The organism is Candidatus Tisiphia endosymbiont of Nedyus quadrimaculatus, from assembly GCF_964059235.1.
GTDB lineage: Bacteria > Pseudomonadota > Alphaproteobacteria > Rickettsiales > Rickettsiaceae > Tisiphia.
On the sequence record NZ_OZ060452.1, the window covers coordinates 579911 to 592593 of the forward strand.

Annotated in this window: 10 protein-coding genes, 1 tRNA gene and 1 pseudogene; 5 read left to right on the forward strand and 7 right to left on the reverse strand. The window is 34.5% G+C overall.

Features of this window, described 5'->3' with window-relative positions; genetic code table 11:
• Positions 1-2: 2 nt before the first annotated feature.
• The 5 genes from AB3211_RS02885 (at position 3) to blaOXA (ending at position 4391) form a co-directional block, all read left to right on the forward strand.
• Positions 3-617: an NADH-quinone oxidoreductase subunit J gene (locus AB3211_RS02885; RefSeq protein WP_367364628.1), complete on the forward strand. Its 615-nt coding sequence runs from the start codon at positions 3-5 to the stop codon at positions 615-617.
• Positions 610-924: an NADH-quinone oxidoreductase subunit NuoK gene (nuoK, locus tag AB3211_RS02890; protein WP_341757565.1), complete on the forward strand. Its 315-nt coding sequence runs from the start codon at positions 610-612 to the stop codon at positions 922-924. Before AB3211_RS02885 ends, nuoK begins: the two co-directional genes overlap by 8 nt.
• A 5-nt stretch (positions 925-929) precedes the next feature.
• Entirely contained in the window at positions 930-2855 is a 1926-nt protein-coding gene (gene nuoL, locus AB3211_RS02895) for an NADH-quinone oxidoreductase subunit L (protein ID WP_367364629.1), read from the forward strand.
• A 154-nt stretch (positions 2856-3009) separates the two neighbouring features.
• Positions 3010-3585 carry a cyclase family protein gene (locus AB3211_RS02900; protein ID WP_367364630.1) on the forward strand — a complete coding sequence of 192 codons (576 nt, stop codon included), beginning with the start codon at positions 3010-3012 and terminating at the stop codon, positions 3583-3585.
• An 8-nt stretch (positions 3586-3593) separates the two neighbouring features.
• The gene (blaOXA, locus tag AB3211_RS02905) at positions 3594-4391 is read left to right on the forward strand and encodes a class D beta-lactamase (RefSeq protein WP_367364631.1); all 798 of its coding nucleotides are present in this window, start codon (positions 3594-3596) and stop codon (positions 4389-4391) included.
• 67 nt (positions 4392-4458) lie between these two features.
• Here blaOXA and yidD read toward each other — a convergent pair whose 3' ends face one another.
• The 7 genes and pseudogenes from yidD to fumC form a co-directional block, all read right to left on the reverse strand.
• Positions 4459-4698 (reverse strand): membrane protein insertion efficiency factor YidD, encoded by a 240-nt coding sequence (gene yidD / locus AB3211_RS02910; protein WP_367364805.1) that lies wholly within the window; start codon positions 4696-4698, stop codon positions 4459-4461.
• A gap of 775 nt (positions 4699-5473) precedes the next feature.
• The gene (locus AB3211_RS02915) at positions 5474-5779 is read right to left on the reverse strand and encodes an HU family DNA-binding protein (RefSeq protein ID WP_341752074.1); all 306 of its coding nucleotides are present in this window, start codon (positions 5777-5779) and stop codon (positions 5474-5476) included.
• A 629-nt stretch (positions 5780-6408) separates the two neighbouring features.
• Entirely contained in the window at positions 6409-7779 is a 1371-nt protein-coding gene (mgtE, locus tag AB3211_RS02920; RefSeq protein ID WP_367364632.1) for a magnesium transporter, read from the reverse strand.
• Positions 7780-8026: 247 nt separating this feature from the next.
• Positions 8027-8111: transfer RNA gene (locus AB3211_RS02925), tRNA-Leu, on the reverse strand.
• A 479-nt stretch (positions 8112-8590) separates the two neighbouring features.
• Positions 8591-9460 carry a TIGR01459 family HAD-type hydrolase gene (locus tag AB3211_RS02930; protein WP_367364633.1) on the reverse strand — a complete coding sequence of 290 codons (870 nt, stop codon included), beginning with the start codon at positions 9458-9460 and terminating at the stop codon, positions 8591-8593.
• A 743-nt stretch (positions 9461-10203) separates the two neighbouring features.
• Positions 10204-11176: pseudogene (ftsZ, locus tag AB3211_RS02935) on the reverse strand (cell division protein FtsZ); the annotation flags it as partial.
• 93 nt (positions 11177-11269) lie between these two features.
• Complete coding sequence (gene fumC, locus AB3211_RS02940; RefSeq protein WP_367364635.1) at positions 11270-12652, reverse strand: class II fumarate hydratase; 1383 nt, start codon at positions 12650-12652, stop codon at positions 11270-11272.
• Positions 12653-12683: the final 31 nt, after the last annotated feature.

The following is a 12683-nucleotide window of genomic DNA, read 5'->3' on the forward strand; positions in this document are numbered from 1 at the left end:
TTATGGAGATATTTTTTTATTTATTTGCGGGGTTAATGGTTATAAGTAGTTGTTTGGTAGTCATTAGTAAAAACCCTGTTTATTCTGTCTTATGGTTGATCTTTACTTTCTGTAACGGTTCGGGGCTAATGATTTTGCTAGGAGCAGAATTTTTAGCAATGATATTGATTGTTATATATGTTGGGGCAGTAGCAGTATTATTTTTGTTTGTTATAATGATGTTGAATATCCGTTTTACCGATGTTATTGTGCAATTTAAAAGAAACTTATTTATAAGTATTGCTGTTGCACTTATTATGTTTGCTGATCTTGTCCTGATAATTTGGTTAGGTACTAAAAATATAATTTTAGATAATAGCCAATTTGAGATAAAATCAGATGTCACTAATACTCATGCTATTGGGAAAGTACTATATACCGATTATATTTTACCTTTTCAAGTTTCGGGTATTATCCTGTTTGTGGCAATGATATCTTGTATTACCTTAACTATTCGGCATCGCAGCGGAGTTAAAAGACAGGATATTGCTAAGCAGCATGCTAAAAATAAAGATAATTCCATATTAATGGTTAAACCACATTTAAATGAGGGAATAGAAGGACTCAAATATGATTAGTACTATTACTTTGGAACATTATTTAACTTTGTCGGCCCTCATTTTTAGTATAGGGATGGTTGGTTTGTTTATGCATCGTAAGAATGTCATAACAATTCTTATGTCGATTGAATTGATGCTGCTGGCTGTAAACATCAATTTTGTGGCATTCTCTACTTATGCACATGAGATATCTGGGCAAATTTTTAGTATAATAATTTTAACAATAGCAGCTGCCGAGACCACAATAGGGCTTGCAATATTACTAGTTTATTTTAGAAATAAAGGCTCAATAGAAGTGGGTGATATAAATCAGATGAAGGGCTAATTGATATGATAGCTTCGGCAGCAACACTTACAGTAATGTTACCTTTAATCTCTGGTATCATCAATGGTCTGTTTTGTCAGTGTTTTAGCAAAAAACAAGCAGCTTTTATTTCTACTATTGCTATAAGTTTATCGGCATTATTATCTATGTTTATATTTTACAATGTGGGCATAAACAAAGCCATTATTCATATAATTTTAGCAAAATGGCTAGAAGTTGGTAACATGAAAGTAAGTTGGGCGATTTACGTCGATCAGCTAACTGCTATTATGTTTATAGTGGTTACTTGGATTTCAGCTGTTGTACATATTTATTCTCTTGGCTATATGGCAGATGATGATGGATTACCTAAATTTCTAGCATTTCTATCATTATTCACTTTCTTTATGCTAGCTTTGGTATCAGCAGATAATTTTTTACAATTATTTTTTGGTTGGGAAGGTGTTGGTCTATGTTCATATTTGTTAATTGGTTTTTGGTATCAGAAAGAAGCGGCGAATAAAGCAGCAATTAAAGCCTTTATAGTCAATAGGGTAGGAGATTTTGCTTTTATACTTGGGATTATTACCATTATTGTTTATTTTGGTGTAGTTGATTTTGCTAGTGTATTTGATAAAGCGGAGTCATTATCTAAGATACAATTGAGTATATTGGGTTTTAAAGCAACAGTAATTGACTTGGTATGTTTGCTATTATTCTTGGGATGCATGGGCAAGTCGGCTCAAATTGGCTTGCATATATGGCTACCAGATGCTATGGAAGGTCCAACTCCAGTTTCAGCACTTATTCACGCTGCAACTATGGTAACAGCCGGGGTCTTTTTAGTAGCTAGATGTTCTTATTTATTTGAATATAGTATAGGGGTATTGCACTTTATTGCCATTATTGGTGCTATTACATGTATATTTGCCGCAAGTATTGCCATAGTTCAAGATGATATAAAAAAAATTATTGCCTATTCTACTTGTAGCCAACTTGGTTATATGTTTCTTGCTTGTGGTGTATCAGCTTATAATGCTGGTATTTTTCATTTAGTCACCCATGCATTTTTTAAAGCTTTATTATTTTTATCAGCTGGTAGTGTAATTCACGCTTGTCACGAGCAAAATATTTTTAAGATTGGTGGTTTGAAAGATAAGATGCCTATTACTTATTGTAATTTTTTAATTGGATCACTGGCTCTCATAGGTATTTATCCTTTAGCAGGATTTTATTCAAAAGATGCTATTTTAGAGCTAGCATATAGTAGCGGTGGTATCGGTACTATCGTGTTTATTCTTGGAATTCTTGCTGCAGTTCTGACTGCCATTTATTCTATGAAAATTATCTTATTAGTATTTCATGGAAAAACTAGATTAACTATTGACATCAATCATGTCCATGAATCACCCAATATCATGAATGGGCCACTTAGTCTTTTAGTGGCAGGTAGTTTTTTTGCAGGGATGATAGGTTATTATATATTGTCTTTTGACAAACCAAATGGTTATTTCCTTGATAGTATATTTAATATTCATATTTACCAAATACTAGCAATTCATCCTCCTCTTTATATAAAATTATTACCAATGGTTTTGGGACTAATAGGTATTGTTTTGGGGATTTATTTTTATAGAAGCATCAAAGAAAAAATAAAAATAGGATTTATAGAAAAGCTGTTGGTACATAAATATTATTTTGATGAGGTTTATGACTTTGTGATAGTAAGATTAGTAACTAACTTAAGTAAGTTATGCAATTTGATGGATCAAAGAGTGATAGATAGATTTGGTCCAAATAGCTTTGCCAAAACGGTAAATTACTTTGGTTTTCTAGTGAGTAAATCGCAGACAGGTTACGTATTTAATTACACTTTATATATAGTTTTATGTATAGTTGTTTATATTACTTTCTTTATAATAGGAATATTGCGAACTGATTCTTTTTGGTAAGTTTGAAGGAGGGATGGTCATGATTTTTCCATACAAAATTATTGATCTCACACACACTCTTGATGAGCAAACTCCTTCATGGAGTGGAGGTTGAGGGTTTAATATTGAGGTTAAATTGGATTATTCTGACTGCCTACAGAATGAAGAATTTCGCGTGCAGCAGTTCAAAATGCATGCCGGAATTGGTACACATATGGATGCACCAGCACACTGTATTCCAGGTAGTACTACCATTGACCAAATACCATTATCGCAGCTGATTGCTCCTTGTGTTATGATTGACGTGTCAAACTCTTGCCACGAGCGTTATAGTCTAAGCCTAACGGACATTGAGCGTTTTGAAGGACAATATGGAGTTATCAATGAGGGAAGTTTTGTGATGATCAAAACAGGATGGGAAAAGTTTTGGGGTGATCCGGAAAAGTATCGCAATAATCACGTTTTTCCTTCTATATCAGTTGAAGCCGCTGAGATACTGACAAAACGAGGTGTGTGCGGACTTGGTATTGACACTTTGTCACCAGACAGACCAGCAGATGGATTCCCCGTTCATAAATTGTTTTTGGGCAATGGCAAATATATTGTTGAAAATGTTGCTAATTTGGCAAGTCTACCTATAATAGTAATAGGAAGCTGTATCTTAGCTCTGCCAATTAAGGTAAGAGGGGCAACAGAATTTCCGATAAGGCTTATTGGCTTAATAAAAGAAGAAACAAATCTAAATTTTTAGGAGGTATAATGAAAAAACTTATTTTATGTTTAAGTATTGGGTTATTGTTTAACACATCTTCACTGGCAGATACCAAATGCTTTTTGGCTAAAGAAAATGATAAAATTATCAAACAAGAAGGTGATTGTGCATCACGCTATGCACCTTGCTCAACGTTCAAAATTGCCATTAGTCTGATGGGATATGAAGAAGGGTTGCTAGTTGATGAGACTCATCCTGAGTTACCATTTAAAGAAGGTTATATAGATTGGCTTGAGAGGTGGAAACAGCCCCACAATCCAACAACATGGATGCAAAATAGTTGTGTTTGGTATTCTCAAGTTCTGACGCAAAAGCTTGGAATGAGTAAATTCAAAGACTATGTTGTAAAATTTAACTATGGGAATCAAAATGTTTCAGGCGATAAAGATAAAAACAATGAATTAACGAGTTCATGGATATCCAGTTCGTTGGAAATTTCACCTGAAGAGCAAAGCGTGTTTTTACAGAATCTTATTGATAACAAATTACCAATAAGTCTTAAATCTCATGAAATGACAAAAAATATACTCTTTGTGGAGGAACTACCAAACGGCTGGAAACTTTATGGGAAAACAGGCAACGGTTCTCAGCTTAATAAAAATAGAACGAAGAAGCTAGACCTCCAGCAAGGGTGGTTTGTTGGTTGGATTCAAAGAGATAATAGGACTATTGTATTTGTGAACCATATTACAGATGACAGTAAGCAAGACACTTATGCAAGCCTACGTGCTAAAGCAGAGGCAAAAGAAAAATTACTACATTTGATCAAGACTGAGCAAAAATGATTTGAGGAATCAGGCTTCCTGAAGATGTGAAGATTTTGTTTTTATGAGTAGCTCTATACTCTTTCAATTAATTTTCAGGTTGGGTAGTATTAGGCACAGGATCATATCCTCCTTGACAGAAAGGATTACACCTAATTATTCTCTTAATAAATAACCATAATCCTTTAATATTACCATGCATTATTATTGCTGACCTAGCATATTCTGAACATGATGGATCAAAACGGCAATTATCACCAAGTAGGGGGGAAATAAAGAATTGATAACATCTAATAAGTATGAGCAACAAATTAAAGCGATATTTCATTTTGATCATGGTTACCTCAAAAAGAGTATACTCAAATGATTTGGAGAATGGGGACAATAAACAAGGGGTGAGCGGACTAGACCATAGTACCCTACATTTTTCTATAATCGTCATCGCGAGGCATCTTTAGATGCCGTGGCGATCTAGGTAAACAGCGAAGCTGTTTTTTCTAGTACGCTTCGCGTATCCTAGATTGCTGCGTCGCCGCTTTCAGCGACTCCTCGCTAATAGACTATCAGCAGCCATTTTAATAGTGGTTATATAAAAAATGTAGGGTACTATGGGACTAGGCGTACATAAAGTGCGTGAGTACACGAAATCCCCGCAAGTATTTGCGAAACCAATTCTTCAAAGCAGAAGAGTATACTCTTACTTAATCTCAAGTATCGATATAACAAGTTAATACTAGGTTCAGTATCATCTCTATTAAAGCTGATGTTACCCCTGCGAAAGCAGGGGTCTAAAAATGTATAACATACCTTCTATGCTATTTTTTTAGACCCCTGCCTACGCAGGGGTGACATCCGAAGATGCAGGGATGATTGCATGGACTTTGTCCATATATGACATCGTTTTTGGCTAAGAGATTAACATATATACTCAAATGATTTGAAGAATTGGATTTGAAAATGAATGGTGAGCATGCTAGGCGTACATATAGTATAGTTACGCATGCGAATCCATGATATTTTCAAAAAACAATTCTTCAAAGCAGAAGAGTATAGCTAAAACCTTCTTGGGTTAGCTATAGCATTAATCCTTATTGTTTCTATTCTTACTTTGCAGTTTTTGGTTTTGAGTCTTTACGTCCATTGCAGGCAGATTTTAGTTTTTCACCAGCAGAAAACTTAGGTTGAACGTAAGCTTCAATTTTAAGAGGCTGACCAGTTCTAGGATTTTTGCCAGCTCTAGCTGCTACTTTACTAGAGTAAAACTTACCAAAGCCAATCAGTATTACGTCTTTACCTTCAGCAAGAATAGAAGTGACTGCATTGGTAAATGTATTTATAATCTTTTCAGCTTCAACTTTAGTACAATTTTGTTGGTTTGCTATATAATCAATGAATTCACCTTTGTGCATAAATTTTTCCTTTAAGTGAGTTAGTTTATATTTAATTCAGCTAATGATAGCTTGACTATCAAGTAAAAATATAGATATAGATGTTGTAAATCAATAATTATTAGCTATTAAAGTTATCTATATTATAAAATATTTTCACTTTACGTTTCTTTTTGATATTATTAACACAGATCTCCATTTGTTGTTACTGGCTGTCAAGCATCATCATATACTCGATGAAAATCAAGAATTGCGTTGTCGTCTTCAGGGATCTTCGGTCATAACTGTCGAAAGTTAGAAGAGGAAGGGGTTTTAAATAGGGTAACGTCATTGCGAGGAAGACCTTAGGTCGACGAAGCAATCCAAAAAAGTAACCATAAGTGGATTGCTTCGTCGGCTTACGCCTTCTCGCAATGACAGCGGTTATAAGCCCACAACTTTTAAACTGTCATTATGACTTCTAAAACCCCTTCCTCTTCTAACTTTCGACAGTTGTGGATCTTCGGTGCTCACGTACTAAATGTACGCTCCGCTCCTCGACCCTTCGACTCCTAGCACTTCATAATTTTGATCTTCGTCTATCAACTCTTTATTTACGAGCAGTATATATATGAATTTTATATAAGAATCTAAATAATCACAAGGCAAGTTTACACCAAAAAGGTATAAGCTAAAGTAAGAAAGGTAAAAAATGCAAATGAATCAGTTATGGTGGTTAAGAATACACCTGAGCCAGTGGCGGGATCAATATTTAAATAATGTAGCGTAATTGGTATTACTGAGCCAAAAAGACCAGCAATTAGAAAAGTTAGGATAACGGCTATGGAGAAAATCAAGCTAAGATTTGGATCAGAAAGCATTGCTAAGCTTAATAGTGCCCCAACTAAGGCCAATATAGAGCCGTTAAATCCGCATACAGCTATTTCTTTAAGAATCACTCTCAGCACGTTATTATGGTGAATATCTTTGTTGGCAAGTGCTCTGACTGTCACTGTCATGGCTTGTGTACCGGCATTCCCTCCCATAGAAGCAACAATAGGCATAATAGCTGCCAGTGTTATAAGTTTTGAGATTGTAATACTAAACTGGTTAATAATTATCGATGTCATACAAGCAGTAATTAAATTGACAAATAACCAAGGGAATCTATGTCTCACAGTATAAAATAGATTGTAAAATGTATCTTGAGTATAAACGCCACCGAGTGACATTATATCTTTTTCTGTTTGTTGTTCAATGATGTAAAGCATACTATCTATTGAAACAGTACCTATTAACTTGCCACTTTTATTCACCACTGGTACAATTGTTAGAGCATATTGTTTAAAAATAAAACTTAACTCACTTAAATTAGTAAATACATCGGTAATTTTAAATTCAGGATTCATAAGATCTTTTACTAACTTATCCCCTTTATGCTTAAGTAAAGTGCTTAGAAGTATACTACCTATAGGTCGGTATTTACTGTCAAGTACAATAGCAGCATGAAAATCTTGTGCTATATGTTTGTGTCTAATAAAATCTATAGCCGTGGCTACTGTCCAATCTTCTTGAAATGACACAAAATTTCTTTCGATTACCCTACCAACAGTGTCTTCTGGGTAAGTACAGCCTTCTATAATTTGCTGTCTTTTTTCTGCTTTGAGATTATCTAAGATCATTTCTTTTGTTAGATCATCAAGATCCTCGATAACTTCAACAGCATCTTCTATAGCAAGTTGATTAATTAGGTGTACACTTTTCTGTATACCTAAAATTTGCATTATAAGTGGTTTACTGTTCACACTAAGTTGCACTAAAGTTTCAGGCTTTAGTGTATCCTGTAATAAGGGAAGAATTATTTTATATGTTTTCTGATTTATATTATCTAAAACATCTGCAAGATCTGCATAGTGGAGATTACTCATAATCTCTATTGCTTTGCCAAATTCATCATTATTCAGAAGATTATTAATTTGCTCAAATGTTTCGTCAAATTGGTTTTGATGAACCGACAACATATTTTTTGATTGATTTTGCATAACTCCTCATTTGAGTATACTCGAATGATCCTACGAATTGGATTTGAAAATGAGGGGTGAGTAAGCGGAGTGTACATTTAGTACATGAGTACGCGAGTCCCTGATATTTTCAAAAAACAATTCTTCAAAGCAGAAGAGTATATACTGAATTTTCTAAAAGTACCCTCAGTAGCCAAGAAGGATGAGTCACTTGTATTCTAACATGTTAGGTTTTATAAGACAACTAAGTTGAGAGTATATAGAAAACTGGTGCGGTCGAGAAGACTTGAACTTCCACTCTGTTAAGAACAGCCCCCTCAAAGCTGTGCGTCTACCAATTTCGCCACGACCGCAATTAATAATAAGTTTTTAATAAAATTATTCCTGTAGCCTAAATAATTTTGGTTAATCCAAATAGTGTATATAACAAATTATTCTACTAATATCAATATATACTCGCATGATCTTCCGCAGGGTAATTTAAAAGTCACAGTCATTAGTTGTTATAGATGTAAGTTTAACTACTACCTATGTCATCCATGCGAAGGCTTTGCCCGCGTAGATCACTAGTATGTCATTCTCAGCAACGGCGGGAATCCATAATATCTAATAGCCTTTGTAGGTTATTTTTTGGATTCCCGCTTTTAGCTAGGAATGACATCGAATACATATTAAGCACTTTTCCCCTTATCTATTAGGCTTACAAGCTGACTTTTAAATTACATTAATCCTCCGAATTAGATTAAAAATAAAGGGTAAGCGAGTGCATAGTACATGAGGTACATGAATACAAGAGTTGAAAACAATTCTTCAAATCATTCAAGTATCCTTGTTAATCTGCAGTCAATTGAATAACAAAATTTGGCATTACTTCCTGCTCAGTTGCTGCAATTTTCAAATGGTGCATTTTTTCTTCAATAGTATGATACTGGTTATGAAACTTTGTAGCATTACCTGTTAATACTAAAGCTGAATTAATTCCTACTTTATTCGCCCCTAAAATATCAGTATAGAAAGTATCGCCTATCATAAGAATACGTTTCAATGCAATATTTGGTAATTGGTTTAATACTTTATGATATATTTCTATATAGGGTTTGCCGGTAAAAATTACTTCACCACCAAATTGTTTTATTTTTGCAGCAAAGTATCCAGCACAATATCTCTGTATTCCTTGTTGCCTAATTCCAAGATCTGGGTTCGCACATATGCTAACCATGTTTCTTTTAACTGCAGTTTTTAATAAATCGTCAAACTCATCTAAATTTAAATTTTTTCCTTCATCACGATAAAGCGTTAACAGCAAAATATTAGCTTCATTTATGTTTGTGGTAGTAGGTGTCTGTAATCCGTCCATAAGATCGTTACCTTCTTGACCAAGATGATAAACTATAGGATTTTTTATACCAAATCTTTTATCACTTTCTAGTATCATATCAATTGCTACTTCACCAGAACTAATAATCATTTCTTTCGTTGCGTTAATGCCCCAGCTGTTAATTTTGGTCAATAAGAAAAATGTGTTGCGTGGGGCATTAGTAACAAAAAAAACTTTCTTTTGCTGTTTAAGCATCTTGTTAATATTATCAACTACTCCGGGATAAATTTGGTTACCTTCTACTACCACTCCCCAAAGATCAAATAAAAAAACATCATAATCATCTATTACAGATGAAATATGTCTAAAATCTAGTTTAGTCATTTTGTACACTATACTTATAGGATAATCTGATGATAATAGACAATAAATATTTTTAGTAAAATATATTTGTTGAAAATTGTAGGGTAATTTAAAAGTCACAGTCATTAGTTGTTATAGATGTAAGTTTAACCACTACCGATGTCATCCCTGCGAAGGCAGGGATATATATTACTTAATAGTCTTTCAGGCTATTTTTTTTAGATCCCAGCTTTCGCTGGGATGACATCAAGTACATATTAAGCACTTTTTCCCTTATCTATTAGGCTTACAACCCGACTTTTAAATTACCCTGAAAATTGTAGGGTAATTTAAAAGCCTACCCTAAAAAATCTCTCATAAAAAAACAAATTATTTTGGTTTCCTTAGAAAGGTTGGAATATCATGGATATCAACTTCTCCATCATTCTTCTGAAGAATAGGTGGTGTGGGCTTTTTTATTTGCTCCTGAGTTTGAGTAGTATTAGATCTGAGTGAATTCCACATTCTACTTAGTAAAGATGATTTTGCATCATTACTGCTTATAGTTTGCTGATTTAGCATATCAATTGATGTTGCTTGAACACTGAAATTTAAAGGTTGTGTTTCAGAATCCACTAAACTAGGCTTTTCACCAGTATATTGAGCAAAATCTGGAATTTCTTCTAATATTGTTGTTTCTATCGAATTGGACTGACTATTCATCTGTTCAGAACTTGTAGTAGTACTTGCTATTAATTCAATAGGTTGGGATTTGCTACTTATTGAGTGATCAGCATCAATACCAGTAGCAACTACCGATACTCTAATAACACCATTTAATTCTGGATTAAACGTAGAACCGAAAATAATATTAGCATCACTATCACCCACTTCTTCTCTAATTCTATTAGCAGCACTATCAACTTCAAATAATGTCATATCCGTACCACCAGTAATGTTAATTAAAACCCCCCTAGCACCACGCATTGAGTTATGATCTAATAATGGATTAGAGATAGCTGCTTCAGCAGCTTTAACTGCCCTATCCTCGCCAGAGGATTCCCCTGTACCCATCATAGCTTTACCCATTTCGCTCATCACCGTTCTAATGTCGGCAAAATCTAGATTGATAAGCCCTGGCATGATCATCAAATCAGTAACCCCTCTAACTCCAGCATGTAATACATCATCTGCCATTTTAAAGGCATCTGCAAATGTAGTACTCTCATTTGCTATACGAAATAAATTTTGATTCGGTATTACTATCAAAGTATCAACAAATTTCTGTAAATCTAGTAAACCTTGCTCGGCAGTTCTAATCCTATGCTTTCCTTCAAAATGAAAAGGCTTAGTTACCACTCCGACAGTAAGAATTCCTAGTTCCTTGGCTATCTTTGCAACAACCGGAGAAGCACCTGTACCAGTGCCTCCACCCATTCCGGCAGTGATAAACACCATATTGCTACCCTCTAAGTATCCCTTAATCTCGTCAGCTGATTCTTCAGCGGCTAAAGCACCGATTTCTGGAGATGCACCAGCTCCAAGACCCTTAGTAATAGCAATTCCTAACTGTATTTTATTATCACATAAAGAATGTTCCAGTGATTGTGCATCAGTATTAGCAACAACAAAATTTGCTCCTTGTAATTTTGCAAGTACCATATTATTTACCGCATTACCACCAGCTCCCCCAACACCAAATACTGTAATAACTGGTTTAAGAACTATATTCTCTGGTGCTTTGAAATGTAAAGCCATAATAATATTCTACCTGTTAAATTAAATTGTTGTTAGTATAGTAAAGAATCCAAAAATTTCTACCATAAAATATACTTATGGGCATCACCCTAATTATACCATATTTTCGAGTACCACTAAGCTATCAAACTCTTCACCTGATAAAAAATTTAATTTTATAGCTGCTTCTCTTAAAGTTATGCCATCTTGATAGGCTTTTTTTGCAATCTTTGCTGCATTATCATAGCCTATATGTGGATTTAATGCTGTTATTAACATTAGCGATTGTTCTCTGAGTTTATTAATACGTTCTATATTTGGTACTAGCCCATCAATACAGTGCGTAACAAAACTATTGATGCTAGAAGAAATTAAGTCTATTGACTGCAAAATATTATATATTATAACAGGCTTAAAGGTATTCAGCTCGAGACAACCGTTTGATCCGGCTACAGTTACTGCAAGATTATTTCCCATGACCTGAACACAAACCATAGTTACGGCTTCAATTTGTGTTGGGTTGACCTTACCTGGCATAATTGATGAACCAGGTTCATTTTCTGGTAGGTGTAATTCACCAAAACCACATCTTGGCCCTGACCCGAGCAGTCTAATATCATTGGCAATTTTCATTAAACTTACCGCTATAGTGTTTAGGGTACTAGAGAATTCTACTAATGCGTCATGAGTAGCTAGTGCTTCAAATTTATTAGCAGCACTTTTGAACGGATAGTTAGTATATGAGGTCACTTTATCAGAAAATTTTACAGCAAATTCTTTACGGCAATTAATACCAGTACCTACTGCAGTACCACCTTGTGCCAAGAAATATACTCTTTTTAGTGATTCTTCAACCCGTTCTATAGCATATGCCACTTGCGTTACATATCCAGAAAATTCTTGTCCAAGAGTTATTGGTGTAGCATCCTGTAGATGAGTACGCCCTATCTTAACTATTTTATTCCAAACTTGAGCTTTGGTATTTAACGCTGAATGCAGACTTGTTAAGGCTGGAATTAATTGTTGTTTACTCGCAAGTACGGTTGCTATATGCATAGCAGTTGGGAAGGAATCATTGGATGATTGAGCCATATTCACATGATCATTGGGGTGAATTGGTGATTTACCACCTTTTTTACCTACTAGCTGTTCATTACCAATAGAGGCGATTACTTCATTTATATTCATATTAGTCTGTGTACCAGACCCGGTCTGCCATACTACTAAAGGAAATTGATCATCAAATTCCCCATCTAATATTCTAGTGGTAGCTTGATCTATTGATTCTGCTATTTCAGGCTTAAGATCACCTAATTCCCTATTGACCTTTGCTGCACATTTTTTTAAAATTGCCAATGCCTTAATCAATTGGATAGGCATTTTTTGATTACCTATCTTAAAATTTTCAAGAGACCTTTGAGTTCCCGCACCCCAGTAAAAATGATCATCTACTTTGATTTCTCCAAATGAATCAGTTTCAATTCTATAATTTTTCATAAAAATCTTTTCCTTTTCCTACCTTCTATAT

Coding starts and splice junctions, on each gene's coding strand:
- AB3211_RS02885 (WP_367364628.1), top strand. CDS start 3: ATGGAGATATTTTTTTATTTATTTGCGGGGTTAATGGTTATAAGTAGT.
- nuoK (WP_341757565.1), top strand. CDS start 610: ATGATTAGTACTATTACTTTGGAACATTATTTAACTTTGTCGGCCCTC.
- nuoL (WP_367364629.1), top strand. CDS start 930: ATGATAGCTTCGGCAGCAACACTTACAGTAATGTTACCTTTAATCTCT.
- blaOXA (WP_367364631.1), top strand. CDS start 3,594: ATGAAAAAACTTATTTTATGTTTAAGTATTGGGTTATTGTTTAACACA.
- yidD (WP_367364805.1), bottom strand. CDS start 4,698: ATGAAATATCGCTTTAATTTGTTGCTCATACTTATTAGATGTTATCAA.
- AB3211_RS02915 (WP_341752074.1), bottom strand. CDS start 5,779: ATGCACAAAGGTGAATTCATTGATTATATAGCAAACCAACAAAATTGT.
- mgtE (WP_367364632.1), bottom strand. CDS start 7,779: ATGCAAAATCAATCAAAAAATATGTTGTCGGTTCATCAAAACCAATTT.
- AB3211_RS02930 (WP_367364633.1), bottom strand. CDS start 9,460: ATGACTAAACTAGATTTTAGACATATTTCATCTGTAATAGATGATTAT.
- fumC (WP_367364635.1), bottom strand. CDS start 12,652: ATGAAAAATTATAGAATTGAAACTGATTCATTTGGAGAAATCAAAGTA.